The 18,947-nt window shown below is 67.1% G+C and carries 16 protein-coding genes; 11 read left to right on the forward strand and 5 right to left on the reverse strand.

What is annotated here, in order from left to right; genetic code table 11:
- The first annotated feature begins 85 nt into the window (after positions 1–85).
- Complete coding sequence (gene fumC, locus QUV35_RS03775; RefSeq protein ID WP_300870997.1) at positions 86–1,471, forward strand: class II fumarate hydratase; 1,386 nt, start codon at positions 86–88, stop codon at positions 1,469–1,471.
- Positions 1,472–1,529: 58 nt separating this feature from the next.
- Here the strand turns inward: fumC and QUV35_RS03780 are convergent, their stop codons facing one another.
- The gene (locus QUV35_RS03780) at positions 1,530–2,129 is read right to left on the reverse strand and encodes a TIGR00645 family protein (protein ID WP_300870998.1); all 600 of its coding nucleotides are present in this window, start codon (positions 2,127–2,129) and stop codon (positions 1,530–1,532) included.
- 203 nt (positions 2,130–2,332) lie between these two features.
- On the opposite strand from QUV35_RS03780, the gene acs reads away from it, so the two are divergent.
- Positions 2,333–4,327, forward strand: coding sequence for an acetate--CoA ligase (gene acs / locus QUV35_RS03785; RefSeq protein ID WP_300870999.1), 1,995 nt, complete (start codon positions 2,333–2,335; stop codon positions 4,325–4,327).
- 82 nt (positions 4,328–4,409) lie between these two features.
- Here acs and QUV35_RS03790 read toward each other — a convergent pair whose 3' ends face one another.
- A complete protein-coding gene (locus tag QUV35_RS03790; protein WP_300871000.1) occupies positions 4,410–4,715 on the reverse strand; it encodes a c-type cytochrome in 306 nt (101 codons plus the stop codon).
- A 123-nt stretch (positions 4,716–4,838) separates the two neighbouring features.
- Here QUV35_RS03790 and QUV35_RS03795 point away from each other — a divergent pair, with 123 nt between their 5' ends.
- Positions 4,839–5,084: a TIGR04438 family Trp-rich protein gene (locus tag QUV35_RS03795; protein ID WP_300871001.1), complete on the forward strand. Its 246-nt coding sequence runs from the start codon at positions 4,839–4,841 to the stop codon at positions 5,082–5,084.
- Between the two features lie 78 nt (positions 5,085–5,162).
- On the opposite strand, the gene ilvD is transcribed toward QUV35_RS03795, so the two are convergent.
- A complete protein-coding gene (gene ilvD, locus QUV35_RS03800) occupies positions 5,163–6,869 on the reverse strand; it encodes a dihydroxy-acid dehydratase (protein ID WP_300871002.1) in 1,707 nt (568 codons plus the stop codon).
- 96 nt (positions 6,870–6,965) lie between these two features.
- Between ilvD and QUV35_RS03805 the strand changes: the two genes are divergently transcribed.
- The 7 genes from QUV35_RS03805 to QUV35_RS03835 all read left to right on the forward strand — a co-directional run bounded on the left by QUV35_RS03805 (position 6,966) and on the right by QUV35_RS03835 (position 14,595).
- On the forward strand, positions 6,966–7,928 hold the full coding sequence (locus QUV35_RS03805) for a LysR family transcriptional regulator (protein ID WP_300871003.1): 963 nt from the start codon (positions 6,966–6,968) through the stop codon (positions 7,926–7,928).
- 285 nt (positions 7,929–8,213) lie between these two features.
- A complete protein-coding gene (gene lgt, locus QUV35_RS03810) occupies positions 8,214–9,014 on the forward strand; it encodes a prolipoprotein diacylglyceryl transferase (protein WP_300871004.1) in 801 nt (266 codons plus the stop codon).
- 216 nt (positions 9,015–9,230) lie between these two features.
- A complete protein-coding gene (locus QUV35_RS03815) occupies positions 9,231–9,899 on the forward strand; it encodes a GntR family transcriptional regulator (RefSeq protein WP_300871005.1) in 669 nt (222 codons plus the stop codon).
- On the forward strand, positions 9,896–11,224 hold the full coding sequence (locus QUV35_RS03820) for a malonyl-CoA decarboxylase family protein (protein ID WP_300871006.1): 1,329 nt from the start codon (positions 9,896–9,898) through the stop codon (positions 11,222–11,224). The genes QUV35_RS03815 and QUV35_RS03820 overlap by 4 nt, the downstream gene beginning before the upstream one ends.
- Positions 11,225–11,255: 31 nt before the next feature.
- Positions 11,256–12,242, forward strand: a complete 987-nt coding sequence (locus QUV35_RS03825; protein ID WP_300871007.1) for a tripartite tricarboxylate transporter substrate binding protein — start codon at positions 11,256–11,258, stop codon at positions 12,240–12,242.
- An 8-nt stretch (positions 12,243–12,250) separates the two neighbouring features.
- On the forward strand, positions 12,251–13,021 hold the full coding sequence (locus QUV35_RS03830; RefSeq protein WP_300871008.1) for an enoyl-CoA hydratase-related protein: 771 nt from the start codon (positions 12,251–12,253) through the stop codon (positions 13,019–13,021).
- Positions 13,022–13,053: 32 nt separating this feature from the next.
- Positions 13,054–14,595 (forward strand): malonyl-CoA synthase, encoded by a 1,542-nt coding sequence (locus QUV35_RS03835; protein WP_300871009.1) that lies wholly within the window; start codon positions 13,054–13,056, stop codon positions 14,593–14,595.
- Between the two features lie 3 nt (positions 14,596–14,598).
- Here QUV35_RS03835 and QUV35_RS03840 read toward each other — a convergent pair whose 3' ends face one another.
- Positions 14,599–15,978 (reverse strand): MATE family efflux transporter, encoded by a 1,380-nt coding sequence (locus QUV35_RS03840; protein ID WP_300871010.1) that lies wholly within the window; start codon positions 15,976–15,978, stop codon positions 14,599–14,601.
- Between the two features lie 50 nt (positions 15,979–16,028).
- Positions 16,029–16,472, reverse strand: coding sequence for a universal stress protein (locus QUV35_RS03845; protein WP_300871011.1), 444 nt, complete (start codon positions 16,470–16,472; stop codon positions 16,029–16,031).
- Between the two features lie 79 nt (positions 16,473–16,551).
- Between QUV35_RS03845 and QUV35_RS03850 the strand changes: the two genes are divergently transcribed.
- Complete coding sequence (locus QUV35_RS03850) at positions 16,552–18,942, forward strand: cation-translocating P-type ATPase (RefSeq protein ID WP_300871012.1); 2,391 nt, start codon at positions 16,552–16,554, stop codon at positions 18,940–18,942.
- Positions 18,943–18,947: the final 5 nt, after the last annotated feature.

Raw genomic sequence — 18,947 nt, forward strand, 5'->3', positions numbered from 1 at the left:
GGGCCGCTCGGGCGCACAGTCTGCTACGGTGGGCCAGCCGGTATTTTGACAGGTCGTCCCAACGCTGGCTGACACAGGAGCGAACATGAAAACCCGGATCGAACGCGACACCATGGGCGAGGTGGCCGTCCCCGCTGAACGCCTCTGGGGTGCCCAGACCCAGCGCTCGCTGCAGAACTTCGACATCTCGGGTGAGCGGCAGCCGGCCGAGCTCATCCGTGCGCTGGCGCAGGTCAAACGGGCGGCGGCGGTGGTCAACCAGGCACTGGGTCTGCAGGACCCGGCGACCACCGACGCGATCGTGGCAGCGGCCGACGAAGTCATCGCCGGTGTTCACGAAGCCGAATTCCCGCTGGTGGTGTGGCAGACCGGCTCGGGCACGCAGACCAACATGAACCTCAACGAGGTGCTGGCCAACCGCGCCAGCGAACTGCTCGGCGGCCCGAGGGGCGAGGGCCGGCTGGTGCACCCCAACGACGACGTCAACCGCAGCCAGTCGAGCAACGATGTGTTTCCCACCGCCATGCACCTGGCCGCAGTGGAGGCCATCGATCGCCGCCTGCTGCCGGCGCTCGACGCGCTGCGATCGACGCTGGCGCACAAGGCGCGCGAATTCGACGACATCGTGAAGATCGGTCGCACCCATCTGCAGGACGCCACGCCCCTGACCCTCGGGCAGGAGATGTCGGGCTGGGTCGCGCAACTCGGGCACGGCACGCAGCACCTGCGCGATGCCTTGCCGCACCTGTGCGAGCTGGCGCTGGGCGGCACGGCCGTGGGCACCGGCCTGAACGCGCCCACGGGTTACGCCGGGGCGGCGGCTGCGGAACTGGCGCGACTCACCGGTCTGCCTTTCGTCACCGCGCCCAACAAGTTCGAAAACATGGCCAGTGTCGATGCCCTGGTGCATGCGCACGGCGCGCTCAAGACGCTGGCCGCGAGCCTGAACAAGATCGCCAACGACGTGCGCTGGCTGGCCAGCGGCCCGCGCAGCGGACTGGGTGAACTGAGCATTCCCGAAAACGAACCGGGCTCTTCCATCATGCCGGGCAAGGTCAACCCGACGCAGTGCGAGGCGGTGACGATGCTGTGCGCGCAGGTCATGGGCAACGACGTGGCCATCAACATCGCAGGCGCTTCGGGCCACTTCGAGCTCAACGTGTTCCGACCCCTGGTGGCGCACAACTTCCTGCAGAGCGTGCGCCTGCTGGCCGACGGCATGAAGAGTTTCAACGATCACTGCGCCGTGGGCATCGAGCCCAACCGCGCGCGCATCCGGGAGCTGGTGGACCGCTCGCTCATGCTGGTGACGGCGCTGAACACCCACATCGGCTACGACAAGTCCGCGCAGATCGCCAAGAAAGCACACGCTGAAGGCAGCAGCCTGCGCGAGGCAGCGCTGGCGCTGGGTCACGTGACGGCCGAGCAGTTCGATCGCTGGGTTCGGCCCGAGAACATGGTGGGGCGCTGACGGTCAGCGCAAAAAAGCGGTCGTGAAGACCGCTTTCATGGCGTGCGCGGCAAGGCGCTCAGTGTTTGCCGCCCGCCGGCTGCTGCATCAGCTTGTCGGTCATGGCGATCGCCATGGCGCTGAGCAGGAACACCACGTGAATGATGGTTTGCCACATCAGGACCTTCTCGTCGTAGTTGGCGGCGTTGATGAAGGTCTTGAGCAGGTGGATGGAGCTGATGCCGATGATGGCGGTGGCCAGCTTCACCTTGAGCACCGAGGCGTTCACGTGGCTCAGCCACTCGGGCTGGTCCGGGTGGTTTTCCAGGTGCATGCGGCTGACGAAGGTCTCGTAGCCACCGACGATCACCATGATCAGCAGGTTGGAGATCATGACGACGTCGATGAGCGCCAGCACCACCAGCATGATCACGGTCTCGTTGAGGCCGGTCATCTGCACATCGCTCTTGTAGCCGATGCTGCTGATGAGCTTGTCGAGCGCGACCTGGCTGCCAAAGGCTGCCTCCACCAGATGGACCAGCTCCACCCAGAAGTGAAAGACGTAGATGCATTGCGCTGCGATCAGGCCGATGTAGAGCGGCAATTGCAGCCAGCGGCTGGCGAAGATCAGGTTGGGCAGGGCGCGGATCGGGGCGGGCGTTTTGACGGGATCGGTCATGGGAGGAGACAATGCGCCGGCGGCCCGGTACGGGTCGCCACAAGGCCCGCGTATTGTAGGGTCGCGTGCTTCCGAAGCCCGGGTTTCCACCCATGTCCGGAGCTGCGGTGAAGGGGCCCGGAACAGCCATGTAAGTGGCTCGTAAGAGCCTGTGCCCACAGTCGTTGGTTGACCTGAATCCACATTACCTGAGGAGACTGCCCATGTCCGCACCTTCGTCGTCGATCCAATCCACCCTGGTGGAAAACCGCGTATTCGAACCCTCTGCCGCCACGGTTCAGGCGGCCCGGGTCTCGGGCATGGCGGCCTACCAGGCCCTGTGCGACGAGGCCGACAAGGACTTCGAGGGGTTCTGGGCCCGCCTGGCCCGCGAAACGCTGACCTGGAACAAGCCCTTCACCAAAACGCTGGATTCGTCCAACGCGCCGTTCTACAAGTGGTTCGAGGATGGCGAGTTGAACGCCTCCTACAACTGCCTGGACCGCCACATGGGCACCCCGGTGGAGAACAAGACCGCCATCATCTTCGAGGCCGATGGTGGAGAAGTCACCAAGGTCACCTACAAGGAGCTGCTGGCCAAGGTGTCGCGCTTTGCCAATGCCTTGAAGGCGCGTGGTGTGAAGAAAGGCGACCGCGTCGTCATCTACATGCCCATGACGGTCGAAGGCGTGGTGGCCATGCAGGCCTGTGCACGCATCGGTGCCACCCACAGCGTGGTGTTCGGCGGATTCTCGGCCAAGGCCTTGCAGGAGCGCATCCAGGACGCGGGTGCGGTGGCCGTCATCACCGCCAACTACCAGCTGCGCGGTGGCAAGGAGCTGCCGCTCAAATCCATCGTGGACGACGGCATTTCCATGGGTGGCTGCGAGTGCATCAAGAACGTCATCGTTTTCCAGCGCACGCCCACCGCCTGCAACATGGTGGCCGGCCGCGACAGCTTCATGCACGAGGTGATGGCGAGCGAGTCCGACGTCTGCCCGGCCGAAATGGTGAGCGCGGAACACCCGCTGTTCGTGCTCTACACCTCCGGCTCCACCGGCAAGCCCAAGGGCGTGCAGCACAGCACCGGTGGCTACCTGCTGTGGGCCAACCTGACCATGAACTGGACCTTCGACCTGAAGGCCGACGACATCTTCTGGTGCACCGCCGACATCGGCTGGATCACCGGCCACACCTACGTGACCTACGGCCCGCTGGCCGCCGGCGCCACGCAGATCGTGTTTGAAGGTGTGCCCACCTACCCGAACGCCGGGCGCTTCTGGCAGATGATCGAAAAGCACAAGTGCACCATCTTCTACACCGCACCCACCGCGATCCGCTCGCTGATCAAGGCGGCCGAGGCCGACGAAAAGGTGCACCCGGCACGTTCGGATCTCTCGAGCCTGCGCCTGCTCGGCTCGGTGGGTGAACCCATCAACCCCGAAGCGTGGATGTGGTACTACAAACACGTGGGCGGCGAGCGCTGCCCCATCGTCGACACCTTCTGGCAAACCGAAACCGGCGGCCACATGATCACGCCGCTGCCGGGCGCCACGCCGCTGGTGCCGGGTTCCTGCACCCTTCCGTTGCCGGGCATTGCCGCGGCCATCGTTGACGAGGCCGGCATGGACGTGCCCAACGGGTCGGGCGGCATCCTGGTGGTCAAGAAGCCCTGGCCTTCGATGATCCGCACCATCTACGGCGACCCGGAGCGGTTCAAGAAGAGCTACTTCCCGGAAGAGCTCAAGGGGTACTACCTGGCCGGCGACGGTGCGGTGCGCAGTGCCGACCGGGGCTACTTCCGCATCACCGGTCGCATCGACGACGTGCTCAACGTCTCCGGTCACCGCATGGGCACGATGGAGATCGAGTCCGCACTGGTGAGCAAGACCGACCTGGTGGCCGAAGCCGCCGTGGTGGGCCGTCCCGACGACCTGACGGGCGAGGCCATCGTGGCCTTCGTGGTGCTCAAGCGTTCGCGCCCCACGGGCGAGGAGGCCAAGGCCATCGCCAAGGTGCTGCGCGACTGGGTGGGCAAGGAGATCGGTCCGATCGCCAAACCGAAGGACATCCGTTTCGGCGACAACCTGCCCAAGACCCGCAGCGGCAAGATCATGCGCCGCCTGCTGCGCTCGATCGCCAAGGGTGAGGCGATCACCCAGGACACCTCGACACTCGAGAATCCCGCGATCCTCGATCAGCTGTCGGAAAACAACTGAAAATTGCCCGGGACACCGGTTCCGGGCAGCCAACAAAAAACCCGCTGGGCGCCAGCGGGTTTTTTGTTGAACCGGGCAAGCCTCACTTCTGGCCGAGCACCCAGGCCGCCAGCTTCTTCGCGTCGGCTTCGGTCACTTGCGGGTTGGCCGGCATCGGGATCGCACCCCAGACGCCCGAGCCGCCTTTGACGATCTTGGTGGCCAGCGCATCGACCGCCTTGGCGTTGCCGGCGTACTTGGCCGCCACGTCCTTGTAGGAAGGGCCCACCAGCTTCTTGTCCACCGCATGACACGCCATGCAGTTCTTGCTCTTGGCCAGAGCTTCGTCTGCGAAGGCAGGTGCGGCCAGCGTGGTCATGGCGGCCATAATCAGGAGAGCGCGTTTCATGGGTTGTCCTTTTGAGTGAATGCTGAGGTCGGCACAGGCCGGATTCTAGCGAGGCAGGGGGGCGATGAAACGAACGCTTACAGATTCTTGCCCCACTTTGTCGGACCTTTACTGGAGCGTGTGATGTATTTGCTGATCCTGGGCGTGATCCTGATGCTGATGAAGTACCTCGAGGTCGGCTTCGCGGTCGACCTCTCGTGGTGGTGGGTGCTGTCGCCGTTTGCGCTGGCGGTGGTCTGGTGGGCCTGGGCCGACACCACCGGCTACACCAAGCGCCGCGAGATGGACAAGATGGACAAGAAGAAACAGGACCGCATCGACAAGCAGCGCGAGAACCTTGGCATCAAGACCAAGCGTCGCTCGCGCTGAACGAGCCACCACACACCAGAAGCGGGGTCTCGCCCTGAAGCACCGCAGAACCGGCTTTGCCGGCCCGGCGCGGGGGTGTCAATAGTTGTCGAGCACGGCGCCCTTGCTGGCGCTGGACGCATTGAATGCGAACTTGGCCTGCACGCCACGCGTGTAGCGTGGCGCCGGTGCCGTCCAGGCAGCGCGGCGTTTTTCGATCTCCGCCTCGGGCACGTTGAGCGCCAGCAGCAACTGGTTGGCATCGATGGTGATGCTGTCGCCTTCATGCACGAACGCGATCGTGCCGCCGGCCGCGGCTTCCGGCGCCACGTGGCCCACCACCATGCCCCAGGTACCGCCGCTGAACCGGCCATCGGTGATCAGGCCCACGCTCTCGCCGAGGCCCGCACCGATCAGCGCCCCGGTGGGAGCCAGCATCTCGGGCATGCCCGGGCCACCCTTGGGGCCGAGGTAGCGCAGCACCATCACGTCGCCGGCCTGGATCTTGCCGTCCAGGATCGCCTGCAGCGCCGACTGCTCATCGTCGAACACGCGCGCCGGGCCGGTCATGACCGGGTTCTTCAGGCCGGTGATCTTGGCCACCGCGCCTTCGGGGCTGAGGTTGCCCTTGAGGATGGCCAGGTGGCCGTGCTCGTACATGGGCTTGTCGATCGGGCGGATCACGTCCTGGTCTGCGCGCGGCGCATCGGGCACGTCCTTGAGCACTTCCGCGATGGTCTGGCCGCTGATGGTCAGGCAGTCGCCGTGCAGCAGGCCGGCCTTGAGCAGCATCTTCATGACCTGCGGAATGCCGCCGGCCTTGTGCAGGTCGACCGCGAGGTACTTGCCGCTGGGCTTGAGGTCGCACAGCACCGGCGTCTTCTGGCGCACGCGCTCGAAATCGTCGATGGTCCACTCGACATCGGCCGCATGGGCAATGGCCAGGAAGTGCAGCACCGCGTTGGTGGATCCGCCGGTGGCCATGATCACCGCCACGGCGTTTTCGATCGACTTGCGGGTGACGATGTCGCGCGGTTTGATGTCTTTCCTGATCGCCTCGATCAGCACCTTGGCCGATTCCTTCGCCGAGTTCAATTTCTCGTCGTGCGGGTTGGCCATGGTGCTGGAGTAAGGCAGCGAGATGCCCAGGGCCTCGAAAGCGCTGGACATGGTGTTGGCCGTGTACATGCCGCCGCACGAACCGGTGCCCGGGATGGCGCGCATCTCGATCTCGCGCAGGTCCTCGTCGCTCAGGTTGCCGGCCGCGTTCTGGCCGACCGCTTCGAACACGCTGACGATGTTGAGGTCCTGCCCCTTCCAGTGGCCTGGCAGGATGGTGCCGCCGTAGACGTAGATGGCGGGCACGTTGGCGCGCAGCATGCCCATCAGGCCGCCGGGCATGTTCTTGTCGCAGCCGCCGACCACCACCACGCCGTCCATCCACTGTCCGCCCACGCAGGTCTCGATGCAGTCGGAGATCACCTCGCGGCTGACCAGCGAATACTTCATGCCCTCGGTGCCCATGGCCATGCCGTCCGAAATGGTCGGTGTGCCGAACACCTGCGCGTTGCCACCGGCCTCTTCGATGCCGGCAATCGCGGCGTCGGCCAGCTTCTGCAGGCCCGAGTTGCAAGGCGTGATGGTGCTGTGGCCGTTGGCCACGCCCACCATGGGCTTCACGAAGTCGCCCTCTTCATAGCCCATGGCGTAGTACATGGAGCGGTTCGGTGCACGCGACTTGCCCTGCGTGATGTTGGCGCTGCGGCTGTTGATGGGCTTGATCGGGATGGTTTTGTTCTCGGCCATGGTCGTGTCTCGTGGATGGGGAAATAGGCGCCAGTATGCGGCAGCCCCGGGCGCCTTTCCAATAGCTTCGGGGGCCGGTTTTGATACGCTCGGCATATGAATGATCGATCCAGATCGCTGCGTATTGAATTGCGCCAGTGGCGCCAGTTCGTCGCACTGGCTGAAGAACTGCACTTCGGGCGTGCCGCTGCGCGCCTGCACATGACCCAGCCGCCGCTGACCCAGGCCATCGCCGCGCTGGAGGCTGCGCTGGGCGTGCGCCTGTTCGACCGCACCCAGCGCAGCGTGCAGATCACGCCGGCGGGCGCGGCCCTGTTGCCCGCGGTGCGCGAACTGCTGGCGCGCGCCCAGGCCCTGCCCGAACTCGCGCGCGCGGCGGCCGCGGGCGAGCTGGGGCGGCTGCGTCTTGCCTTCGTGTCCACGGTCGGGTTCGAGCTGCTGCCTCGCTGGGTGAGGGCCTTTCGTGAGCAGTGGCCGCAGGTGGCACTGGAGCTGATCGAGGCCACGGGCGATGTGCAGCTGGAGCTGCTCGCGCGCGGCGAGGTGGACGCCGGCTTCTTGCTGCATTCGCCGGGCTTCACCGCCCCGGGCGTGGCCCACGCCCTGATCGCCAGCGAGCCGCTGGTGGTGGCCTTGCCCGAGTCACACCCGCTCGCGCGGGAAGAGCGCCCGGCGCTCAAACACCTGCTCGACGAGCCGCTGGTGATCTTTCCGCGGCGCATTCTCCCCTCGCTGTTCGATGCGATCTTTGCGCTGTACAACACCGCCGGTCGCGTGCCGCAGGTGGCACAGGAGGCGATCCAGATGCAGACCATCGTGAACCTGGTGTCGGCCGGTCTGGGCATGGCGTGGGTGCCCCAGAGCGTGCGCCAGTTTCAACGGCCCGGCGTGGTGTACCGGTCGGTGGTCTGGCCGCGGGGCAGGGCGGTGCCCGCCTGCGAGACCAGCCTGGTCTGGCGCGCCGACGCAGTGAGCCCGGCGCTGGCGCATTTCATCGGTTTTGCGCAAGAGCCCCCACGCTGCGCCGCTGCGCGGGTCGCTGCCCCCCGAGGGGGCTGATCCGCCTTGGGGCGGCCCGGCGGCGGATCTGTTTGCCCCCACGCTCTGCCGCTGCGCGGGTCGCTGCCCCCCGAGGGGGTTGATCCGGCTTGGGGCGGCCCGGCGCCGGATCTGTTTGCCCCCACGCTGCGCCGCTGCGCGGGTCGCTGCCCCCCGAGGGGGTTGATCCGGCTTGGGGCGGCCCGGCGCCGGATCTGTTTGCCCCCACGCTGCGCCGCTGCGCGGGTCGCTGCCCCCGAGGGGGCTGATCCGGCCCGGCGGCGGATCGCTGCGACAATCCCGCCCATGCTTCAACATCCCCAGATCGATCCGGTCGCCTTGCAGATCGGCCCGTTGGCCATCCACTGGTACGGCCTCACCTACCTCGCGGCTTTCGGCCTTTTCATGTGGCTGGCCAACCTGCGCCTGCGTCACCAGCCCTTTGCCGGCGTCAACAGCCCGCCGTGGACGCGCCGCGATGTCGAGGACATCCTGTTTCTGGGCGTGCTCGGAGTGGTGGCGGGTGGGCGCATCGGTTACTGCCTGTTCTACAAACCGGCCTACTACCTGGCCAACCCGCTGGAGATCTTTGCCATCTGGCAGGGCGGCATGAGTTTTCATGGCGGCCTGATCGGAGTGATGCTGGCCATGGTCTGGTATGCGCGCAGCCGCCAGCGTCCCTTCATGGAAGTCATGGACTTCGTGGCGCCCTGTGTGCCGACCGGCCTGGCCGCCGGGAGGGTGGGCAACTTCATCAACGGCGAACTCTGGGGCCGTGTGGCCGACCCGTCGCTGCCCTGGGGCATGGTGTTTCCCGGTGCGGGCGATGCGCCGCGCCACCCGTCGCAGGTCTACCAGTTCCTGCTCGAAGGCTTGCTGCTGTTCGTGCTGCTGTGGCTGTATGCACGCAAGCCGCGCGCGCGCGGCCGTGTGTCTGCCGTGTTCCTCATGGGTTATGGCGTGTTCCGCTTCATCGCGGAGTATTTCCGCGAGCCCGATGCCCACCTGGGCCTGCTGACCCTGGGCATGAGCATGGGCCAGTGGCTGTGCGTGCCCATGGTGCTGGGGGGTGCGTTCATGTGGTGGTGGTTCGGCCGACGCAGCTAGGGATGCTGCCCCCACGCTCCACCGCTTCGCGGGTTGCTGCCCCAGGACGGGGAGGGCCCCGTCCTTGCCGGGTCCGTGGGGCTGATCCGCCTGGGGGCGGCCCGGCGGCGGGGCTGTTCACCACTCATCGCCGACAAGGGTAAATCCCCGGTGCGCAGACCCGGGGATTTTTTAAGATGGGCCGTAATTACAGGTGATTACGAACCCCTCCAACCCATGCGACTGGTGCTCAACTCCCTGCACGACGAAGTGGCCGCCAAGCTGCGCGAGCGCATCTTCAATGGTGAGCTCGCGCCCGGCAGCTTCGTCGACGAACTGGGGCTGTGCGGTGAATGGGCCATCTCGCGCACGCCGCTGCGGGAAGCGCTCAAGGTGCTGGCTGCCGAGGGCCTGGTGCGCCATGAGCCGCGTCGGGGGTGTTTCGTCAACCAGATCACCGAGCGCGACCTCGACGAGATCTTCCCGGTGATCGCCCTGCTCGAAGGGCGGTGTGCGTTTGAGGCCGCCAGCAACGCCACCGATGCCGATCTGCTGGCGCTGGAGCAGATGCACGAGCGCCTGAACCGCTGTGCCAGGGCACGCCGCATCAACGACTACTACCAGGCCAACTTCGCCATCCACGAGGCCATCATCACGCTGGCCAACAACCGCTGGCTGGCGCAGGTGATCGGTGACCTGCGCAAGATCGTCAAGCTCGCGCGCCTGCAGCAGCTGCACGCGCCGGGTCGGCTCGAGCAAAGCCTGTCCGAGCACATGGCGGTGTTTGCCGCACTCAAGGCGCGCGACGCCGAAGGTGCCGAGGCCGCCATGCGAACCCACCTCACACGGCAGCGCGTGGCCTTGCGCGAACTGGCGCGCAACAACACGTCGAGGATCACCGCATGAACACCGCGCAATGGCTGGAAAAGGGCGCGTCCATGCTTCGCCCCGGCGCCAAGGCGGGAACGCGGTCGACCCAGGAGCGTCTCAAGGGTGCGCTGCGGCACGACGACGAGGCGATGTCGCCGCGCCAGTTGCGCCGCCTGCTCGAACAGCTCAAGGGCATCGTTGATCCCTTGCTCAGCGAGGTCGAAGGCGGGCGCCGCGCGCAGGACCTGATGTCCTGGTATGCCAAGGCCACGCCACCTCAGCGGCGCGACCTGTGGCTGCTCATGAGCGAGCAGTTCGTGGCCGATGCCGAACAGATCAAGGCGGCCCAGGCCCAGTTTGCGGCAGCGGTGGGCACGCCCGACGAGGCCGCGGCCGAGGTGCTGTACCGCCGCGCCACCGTGTCGCCGCGCCGGCGCATCCTGCAGCGCTTCAGCGCCCATCCCGACGGCATCCGCTTCCTGGTCGACCTGCGCGCCGAGATGCAGTCCCACCTCAAGGGCGACAAGCGACTGCTCGCGCTCGACGTGGAGATGGAATACATGTTCTCCACCTGGTTCGACGTGGGCTTTCTCGAGCTGCGGCGCATCAGCTGGGACTCGCCGGCTTCGCTGGTCGAAAAACTCATCAAGTACGAGGCGGTGCACGACATCCGCAGCTGGGCCGACGTGAAGAACCGGCTCGATGGCGACCGCCGCTGCTACGGCTTCTTTCACCCGCGCCTGCCCGAAGAGCCACTGATCTTCGTGGAGGTCGCGCTGATGAACGAGATCGCGGCCAGCATCACGCCGCTGCTCGACGAAGAGGCCGCGCCGGTCGACATTGCCAAGGCCAATACCGCTGTCTTCTATTCGATCAGCAACACGCAGAACGGTTTGCGCGGCGTGAGCTTTGGCGACTCGCTCATCAAGCGCGTGGTGGAGACGCTGCACCAGGAATTCCCCCGGCTCAAGGTGTTTGCCACGCTCTCGCCGATTCCGGGCTTGCGTGCCTGGCTCAACAAGAACGCGCCCGCCGAACTGCTCAAGGGCTGGGAGAACCCCGAGGAGCTCGGCGAGACGGCTCCGCAGCGCAAGGCCTTGCTGGGCTGGGCCGCGCGCTACCTGGGCCAGGAAACGCAGGACGGCAAACCGCTCGATCCGGTGGCGCGCTTTCACCTGGGCAACGGCGCCCGGGTGGAACGCCTGAACTGGGCGGCGGATCCGTCCAACAAGGGTTTCAAACAGTCCTACGGCTTGATGGTCAATTACCTCTACGACCTCAAGCGCCTGGAGAAGCACCGCGCCTGGCTGGCGCAGGGAAAGATCCCGATAGCCGCAGCGATCGAAGACCTGTACCTTTGACGCTGTTTTTCATAACCACAGGAGACAAGACATGACCGAAAGCCTCAATCGCCGAGACATCCTGCGCGCCGCCATGGCCGGCGCCGCTGTTTACGGCACCACCGGGTACGCCCAGTCCACCTGGCCCACCAAACCGGTGACCATGATCGTGCCGTTCCCGGCCGGTGGCGGCACCGACGCGTTTGCCCGCCCGATGGCCGCGCAGTTCACGCGCCTGGTGGGCAAGAGCCTGGTGATCGACAACCGTGGTGGTGCGGGCGGCACGCTCGGCGCGGGCATTGCGGCCAAGGCCAGCCCCGACGGCTACACCCTGTTCATGGGCGCGGTGCACCACACCATCGCCCCGAGCATGTATCCCCGCCTCGACTACAACATCGAGACCGACCTGATCCCGCTGATCCTGGTGGCCAGCGTGCCGCAGGTGCTGGTGGTCAATCCCAAGAACATCCCGGGCGCCGGCTTCAAGGAGTTCATGGCGCAGGTCAAGGCCAACCCCGGCAAGCTCAACTACGGCTCGGCCGGTGGCGGCACTTCGCACCATCTTGCGGGTGAGCTGTTCAAGCAGCAGTCCGGCACCTTCATCACGCACATCCCCTACCGCGGTGCGGGTCCGGCCCTCAACGACCTGATCGCTGGCCAGGTCGACATGATGTTCGACGGCCTGGGTTCTTCGGCCGGTCACATCAAGGGCGGGCGCATCAAGGCGCTGATGGTTTCCGGGCCCAAGCGCAACCCGGCCTTCCCCGACGTGCCCTGTGCCGCCGAGCTGGGCATGCCCGACTACAACGTGACCACCTGGTACGGCGTGTGGGCGCCCAAGGGCACGCCGGCCGATGCACAGGCCCGCGCCATCGAGGAGATCCGCAAGGCCGTCACGACCGACGAAGCCAAGGCGGTCTGGGCCAACCAGGGCGCCGAGTTCGCCAACGTGAGCGGGCCGCAGTTCGACACCTTCGTGAAGGCCGAGATTCGCAAGTGGGCGCAGGTGGTCAAGGCCTCCGGCGCCAAGCTGGACTGAACCCAGGCATGACCCCGGCCACTGGCTGTGTCCACCTGGTCACTCGCGACCAGGTGGCGCATGTCACCCTGTCGCACCCCGGCAAGTTCAACGCCATGTCGCGTGCGATGTGGCGCGAGCTTGCGACCGTTTTCTCCGGCTTGCAGCAACGCACCGACCTTCGCTGCGTGATCGTGGCGGGCGAGGGCGGTCACTTCTGCGCCGGTGGCGACATCGCCGAGTACCCCGACTTCCGGTTCGATGAAGACGCCTTGCGCGATTTTCACGAAGCCGAGGTGTGGGGTGGTCTGGGCGCCATGCTCGCGTGTGACCTGCCGCTGCTGGCGCAGATCGAAGGCAACTGCATGGGCGCCGGTGTGGAAATCGCCAGCTGCTGCGACATCCGCGTGGCGTCGGCCAGCGCGCGCTTCGGCGCACCGATTGCCCGGCTCGGATTTCCCATGGCACCGCGCGAGGCCGCGCTGGTTGCGCGAGAGGCCGGCTGGGCCACCGCGCGCGAGATGTTGCTGGAGGCGGCGGTGTTCGATGCGGCCGAGATGAAGGCGCGCGGCTTCATCAACACCGTCCTGCCCGAGGGCACGCTCGCCAGCGCCGTGGCGGCGCGCGCGCAGCGCATCGTCGCGCTGTCGCCCCAGGCGGCCCGGCTGAACAAGCAGACCTTGCGCGCGCTGCAAGGCCCACCGCCGGCCGATGACGGCGCGGCCTACACATACGCCAACAGCCCGGAGCACCGGGAGGGCATCGCGGCCTTCCTGGCCAAACGACCCGCGCTTTTCTGATTGTTTCGTTCATCCATCTTGTTGACCCGACCATGAGCAACCCCAATCTGTTTGTCGCCCTGCGTGCCGCCTTTCCGCAGGACCTCGATCGCGTGGCGATCGAGACCGACGAAGGCCTGTGCTATTCGTGGCGCGATCTCGACCGCGCTTCGGCCATGGTGGCCAACCTGCTGGATTCGTTGGCGCTGCCACCGGCTTCGCGCGTGGCCGTGCAGGTTGAAAAGTCGGTCGAGGCGCTGGTGCTGTACCTGGCCACGCTGCGTGCGGGCCATGTGTTCCTGCCGCTCAACACCGCGTACCAGAGCGCCGAGATCGAGTACTTCATCGGCAACGCCGAACCCGCCGTGGTGGTGTGCAGCCCGGGCCAGTTCGGTTGGGTCAGCAAGATCGCCTTCACCGCCGGCACGCGCCATGTGTTCACGCTGGGTGACGACCGCAGCGGCAGCTTGCTGGAACGCGCAGCCCACATGGGCGACCGCCACACCCCGGCGGTGCGCGGCGACGACGACCTGGCTGCCATCCTGTACACCAGCGGCACCACCGGCCGCAGCAAGGGCGCGATGCTCACGCACGGCAACCTGCGCAGCAACGCCGAGGTGCTCAAGACCTACTGGGGCTGGAAGCCCGACGACGTGCTGATCCACGCGCTGCCGATCTTCCATGTGCACGGCCTGTTCGTGGCCATCCACGGCGCCTTGATCAACGGCAGCAAGATGTTCTGGATGTCGAAGTTCGACCCCAGGCTGGCGATCCGCAAGTTTTCCGAGGCCACCGTGTTCATGGGCGTGCCCACGCTCTACACGCGCATGCTGGCCGAACCCACGCTCACCCCGGCGCAGGCGTCGCACATGCGGCTGTTCATTTCGGGCTCGGCGCCGCTGCTGATCGAAACCTTCAACGAATGGAAGGCCCGCACCGGCCACACCATCCTGGAGCGATACGGCATGAGCGAGACCGCCATGCTGACATCCAATCCCTGCAACGCCGACGCGCGCTTCGGCGGCGCCGCCGAGCGGCGCGGCGGCACGGTGGGCTTCCCGTTGCCCGGTGTCGATCTGCGCGTGGTGGGAGAAGACGCCCAGGCGGTGCAACCGGGTGACATCGGCGGCATCCAGGTGCGTGGGCCCAACGTGTTCAAGGGCTACTGGCGCATGCCCGAGAAGACCGCCGAAGAGTTCACCGCCGACGGCTTCTTCAAGACCGGCGACGTCGGCCGTGTCGACGAACGCGGCTACGTGCACATCGTCGGCCGCAGCAAGGACCTCATCATCTCGGGCGGCTACAACGTCTACCCCGCCGAGATCGAGGGCTGCATCAACGAGATGCCCGGGGTCGCCGAGAGCGCGGTGATCGGCGTGCCGCACCCGGACTTCGGCGAGGTGGGCGTGGCGCTGGTGATCGCCCGGGCCGGCGCGCAGGTGGACCCGGCGCAGGTGCTGTCCTCACTCAAGTCGCGGCTGGCCAATTTCAAGATTCCCAAGCGCTGCCTGGTGGTGCCAGGGTTGCCGCGCAACACCATGGGCAAGGTGCAGAAGAACGTGCTGCGCGAGGAGCACAAGGCCTTGTTTGTCTGAGCTTCAGCGGGCGCCGGGCTGGCGGGAAACCGGGCCGGCAGAAGCGTCACGCTCCAGCCGCTTGAGCACCCGCCGGCTCAACCACACGCCCACCACACCGAACACCACCACCCCCAGCCCGTAGCCGGCCAGCACGCCGCGTGCGCCGAACCACTGCGCGCCGATCCAGATGAAGGGCGCCACCCCCAGCGTGGCGCGTCCCCAGTTGAGCGCGGTGGAGTAGAAGGCGAAGCCGAGGTTGTTGAAGGCCGCGTTGGCCACGAACAGGGCGCCGTTGAAGAAGAAGCTGCCGGCCACGAACACGCAGAAGAACACGATGAGTTCGCGCGCTTCACCCTGGGCGCCGAACGCGTCGGCGATGAAGCCACTGCCCAGCGCCATCAGCAACCAGACCAGCAGCACATACACCAGCGTGACCTTGAGGCTGTCACGCACGGTGCTGCGCAGGCGGTCGAAGCGGCGCGCGCCAAGGTTCTGCCCGAGGATGGGACCGACCGAGCCCGAGAGCGCGAACAGGGCCACGAAGGCGACAGGAATCAGGCGCACGATGACGGCCCAGCCAGCCACCGCGTTGTCGCCGAAGGGTGCGATGGCCGCCGTGACGAAGGCGTTGCCCACCGGTGTGGCCACCTGGGTCAGCACCGCCGGAAAGCCGATGGCAAGAAAGGGCCGAAGGCTGACGAGCAGCACCTGGGTGCTTGGCCAGGCGAACAGGCCGTGCACCCGCAGCAGCGACCGCAGGCCGATCGCCACCATGGAGCAGCGGGCCAGCACGGTCGCGGTGGCCGCCCCGTCGAGTCCCCAGTCCAGCACCAGGATCAGCAGCGGATCCAGCACAGCCGACACGGCCCCGGCACCCAGCGTGACGAACATCGCCCGGCGCGCATCGCCCAGCGAGCGCAGCAGCGCCGCCAGGCACATGCCCAGGCCGAGCGGAATCGCCGACGGCAGCACCCAGCGCGTGAAGCGCAGCGCCAGTTCGGCGGTGTCGCCGGTGGCACCGAGCAGGGCGAGCAGTTCGCCCAGCCAGGGATAGACCAGCAGCACCGCAGCGCTCATGAACAGCGCCATCAGCACCAGCGAAGCGCCTGCGATCACCTTGGCCTGATCGCGTTCACCCCGCCCGAGCGCGCGCGAGGCCAGCGCCGTGGCGGCGATCGACAGGCCGATGGCCAGCGAAGTGAGAAAAAACAGCAGGGTGCCGGCATAGCCCACCGCCGCCGCCAGTTCCTTTTCACCCAGCTGGGAGATGTAGAAAAGGTTGAGCACATCCACGAAAAAAACCGCCGCCAGCCCGATGGAGCCGGTGGCGGTCATGCGGATGACGTGTTTGAGGGTGGAGCCGGTGACGAAGGTGGGCGCGGCGTGGGGAGAGGGCGGCATGGGGGTGGGCTTGGGTGCCCGCCCACTCTACACCGCAGGTGCCGGGGGCGTTATCTCAACACCAGCACCGGGGTGTGGGAATGCGTGAGCACCTGCTGCGTCTCGCTGCCCAGCAGCAGGCGTTTGAGGCCGCGGCGGCCGTGCGAGGCCATCACGATCAGGTCGCACTTGTTGCGTTTGGCGGTGGCAATGATGGCCTCGGCGATCAGGTCCGACTTCACGGTGACGGGTTTGACCTTCACTTCGCGCAACTGGCCGGCCGATTTGACCGCGGTCACCGCCGCCAGGGCCTCTTCGTTCCACTGGGCTTCGATGCGCGCGATCTCGGCCGCCGCCAGGGCCACGCCGCCTTCAAAGTAGGTCTGCGGGTAGCGCGGCACCACTTTCAGGGCAACCACTTCGGCACCCGTGAGATCGGCGAGGTTGATGGCATGTTCCACCGCCATCTTCGAGAGTTTGGATCCGTCCGTGGCCACCAGGATGCGCTTGTACATGGCTTGCTCCTTCAAGTTTGTTGTTCGAAGCCTCAGGGTAGCGCAGGTCGCCACCTTGTGGTTGACTTGGATCAAGCCCATGAAACAACTCCCCGATTACCCTCCAGCCATGAACCAGGCCGTTGCCACGCTCCCGGTGCGGCCCGCGCACGCCGAACCCCACGCTGCGTCGCCCGCGTCCGACTGGCTGGGGGATCACCGCGGCCCGCTCACCGTCACCGACAACTTCGCCGTGCTTGACGACCCGGTGGAGCAGGAAACTTTCACCCAACGCGTCGAGCAGGCCGAGGGCGAACTGGCCGAATCGGTGCTGATGGTCCAGGGCATGTATTGCGCGGCCTGTGCCGACACGGTGGAGTCCGCCTTGCAAGGCTTGCCCGGCGTGCAGCAGGCGCGGGTGCATGCCGCCACGCGCCGGCTCACCCTGCGCTGGGACCCGCAGGCCACCCGCATGTCGACCCTGGCACAGGTGGTGGGCGAGCGCGGCTACCGCCTGTTGCCGATGCAGGCCGCCCTGAGCATCAGCGAACGCCTGCGCGAGACGCGGCAGGGCCTGTGGCGCCTGTTCGTGGCCGGTTTCTGCATGATGCAGGTGATGATGTACGCGTGGCCGGCGTATGTGACCGAGCCGGGCGAGATCCCGGCCGACATCGACCAGCTGTTGCGCTGGGCCAGCTGGGTGCTCAGCCTGCCGGTGGTCTTTTTCGCCAGCGGCCCTTTTTTCGAAAGCGCCTGGCGCGATCTCAAGCATGGGCGTGTGGGCATGGACACGCCGGTGTCCATCGGCATCCTGGTCACGTTTCTGGCGAGCTCGGCCGCCACCTTCGACCCCACCGGGCCCTGGGGCCACGAAGTCTGGTTCGATTCCCTGACCATGTTCGTGTTCTTCCTGCTCGGCGGGCGCTACCTCGAATTCAAGGCGCGCGACCGCACCGCCGGCGCTCTCGACAGCCTGATGAACCGGCTGCCCGAGGTGTGCGAACGTGAGACCGCCAAAGGCGTGGAGACGGTCTCGATCCGGCGCCTCGCGGTCGGCGACACGGTGCGCGTGCAGGCCGGGCAGGCGTTTGCCGCCGACGGTGAGCTGCTCAGCGAGCGCGCCACCGTGGACGAGGCACTGCTCACCGGCGAATCGCGCCCGGTGAGCCGCACCCTGGGGCAGGGCGTGGTGGCCGGCAGCTTCAACCTGGGCGGCCCGGTGCGCATGCGCGTGACCCAGGTCGGGCGCGACACCCGCTTTGCCCAGATCGTGCGGCTGATGGAACAGGCCTCGACCGAAAAACCCCGCCTGGCCATCCTGGCCGACCAGATCGCCGCCCCGTTCCTGGTGCTGGTGCTGCTGGCCGCGGCCGTGGCTGGCTTCTACTGGTGGCAGATCGACCACTCCCGCGCCCTGGCCGTGGCGGTGGCCGTGCTCATCGTCACCTGCCCGTGCGCGCTGTCGCTGGCCACGCCGGCGGCCATGCTGACCTCGGCCGGGGCGCTGGCGCGCCGCGGTGTGCTGGTGCGCCGGCTGCAAGCTTTCGAGGTGCTGGCCGGCATCAGTGCGGTGGTGTTCGACAAGACCGGCACGCTCACGCACGACCGCCTGGAACTGCAGGATGTCCAGACCCGCGCCGGTGTGAGCCGCGAGCAGGCGCTCGGCCTGGCCAGTGCACTGGCGGCCGGCTCGCTGCACCCGGTCTCCCGCGCGCTGGCGCGCCAGGGTGGCGGCCAGCCGCTGTTCGACGTGACCGAAGTGGCCGGACAGGGCATGCAGGCCCGCCTGGCCGACGGCAGCGCCGTGAGGCTGGGCTCAGCCCTGTTTTGCGCAGCGCCCGCAACAGAGGAGGGCGACGAGGCGCCGCGCGCCCACCTCAGCGACGAGGGGGGCTGGATGGCCAGCTTCACGCTTGAAGAAGGCCTGCGCGAGGACGCCCGGGCGGCGGTGCAGGCGCTGCGTGCGCTGGGCGTGCGCACCTGGTTGCTGTCGGGCGACCGCGCCTCGGCGGCCGAGGCTGTGGGTCGCGCGGTGGGGGTCGACCATGTGATCGCCGGCGCCACCCCCGAACAGAAGCTGCTGGAGGTGACGCGGCTGCAGTCGCAGGGCCTGACGATCGCCATGGTGGGCGACGGTCTCAACGACGGGCCGGTGCTCGCTCGCGCCGACACCTCGTTTGCGCTGGGCCAGGCCGCGCCGCTGGCCCAGGCCCAGTCGGACTATGTGATCCAGGGCGGTCAGGTGATGGACGTGGTGCACACGCTGCTGCAGGCGCGGGCCACGTTGCGCACCGTGCGGCAGAACCTGGTCTGGGCCGGCGCCTACAACGTGGTGGCCGTGCCGCTGGCCCTGGTGGGCTGGATGCCGCCCTGGCTCGCCGGCCTGGGCATGGCCGGCAGTTCATTGCTGGTGATCGGCAATGCCCTGCGCCTGGCCGGCAAAACCCCACAATCAGCGAGCAACCCCACCGCTGCGCCGGCATCGGCGTAGCATGG

The organism is Hydrogenophaga sp. (assembly GCF_030373225.1).
GTDB lineage: Bacteria > Pseudomonadota > Gammaproteobacteria > Burkholderiales > Burkholderiaceae_C > Hydrogenophaga.

Bases quoted from the DNA above. Each gene is read 5' to 3' on its own strand.
- QUV35_RS03805 (WP_300871003.1), top strand. From the start codon at position 6,966: ATGAATGATCGATCCAGATCGCTGCGTATTGAATTGCGCCAGTGGCGC.
- lgt (WP_300871004.1), top strand. From the start codon at position 8,214: ATGCTTCAACATCCCCAGATCGATCCGGTCGCCTTGCAGATCGGCCCG.
- QUV35_RS03790 (WP_300871000.1), bottom strand. From the start codon at position 4,715: ATGAAACGCGCTCTCCTGATTATGGCCGCCATGACCACGCTGGCCGCA.
- QUV35_RS03780 (WP_300870998.1), bottom strand. From the start codon at position 2,129: ATGACCGATCCCGTCAAAACGCCCGCCCCGATCCGCGCCCTGCCCAAC.
- acs (WP_300870999.1), top strand. From the start codon at position 2,333: ATGTCCGCACCTTCGTCGTCGATCCAATCCACCCTGGTGGAAAACCGC.
- QUV35_RS03840 (WP_300871010.1), bottom strand. From the start codon at position 15,978: ATGCCGCCCTCTCCCCACGCCGCGCCCACCTTCGTCACCGGCTCCACC.
- QUV35_RS03835 (WP_300871009.1), top strand. From the start codon at position 13,054: ATGAGCAACCCCAATCTGTTTGTCGCCCTGCGTGCCGCCTTTCCGCAG.
- fumC (WP_300870997.1), top strand. From the start codon at position 86: ATGAAAACCCGGATCGAACGCGACACCATGGGCGAGGTGGCCGTCCCC.
- QUV35_RS03850 (WP_300871012.1), top strand. From the start codon at position 16,552: ATGAAACAACTCCCCGATTACCCTCCAGCCATGAACCAGGCCGTTGCC.
- QUV35_RS03820 (WP_300871006.1), top strand. From the start codon at position 9,896: ATGAACACCGCGCAATGGCTGGAAAAGGGCGCGTCCATGCTTCGCCCC.
- QUV35_RS03825 (WP_300871007.1), top strand. From the start codon at position 11,256: ATGACCGAAAGCCTCAATCGCCGAGACATCCTGCGCGCCGCCATGGCC.
- QUV35_RS03795 (WP_300871001.1), top strand. From the start codon at position 4,839: ATGTATTTGCTGATCCTGGGCGTGATCCTGATGCTGATGAAGTACCTC.
- ilvD (WP_300871002.1), bottom strand. From the start codon at position 6,869: ATGGCCGAGAACAAAACCATCCCGATCAAGCCCATCAACAGCCGCAGC.
- QUV35_RS03815 (WP_300871005.1), top strand. From the start codon at position 9,231: ATGCGACTGGTGCTCAACTCCCTGCACGACGAAGTGGCCGCCAAGCTG.
- QUV35_RS03845 (WP_300871011.1), bottom strand. From the start codon at position 16,472: ATGTACAAGCGCATCCTGGTGGCCACGGACGGATCCAAACTCTCGAAG.
- QUV35_RS03830 (WP_300871008.1), top strand. From the start codon at position 12,251: ATGACCCCGGCCACTGGCTGTGTCCACCTGGTCACTCGCGACCAGGTG.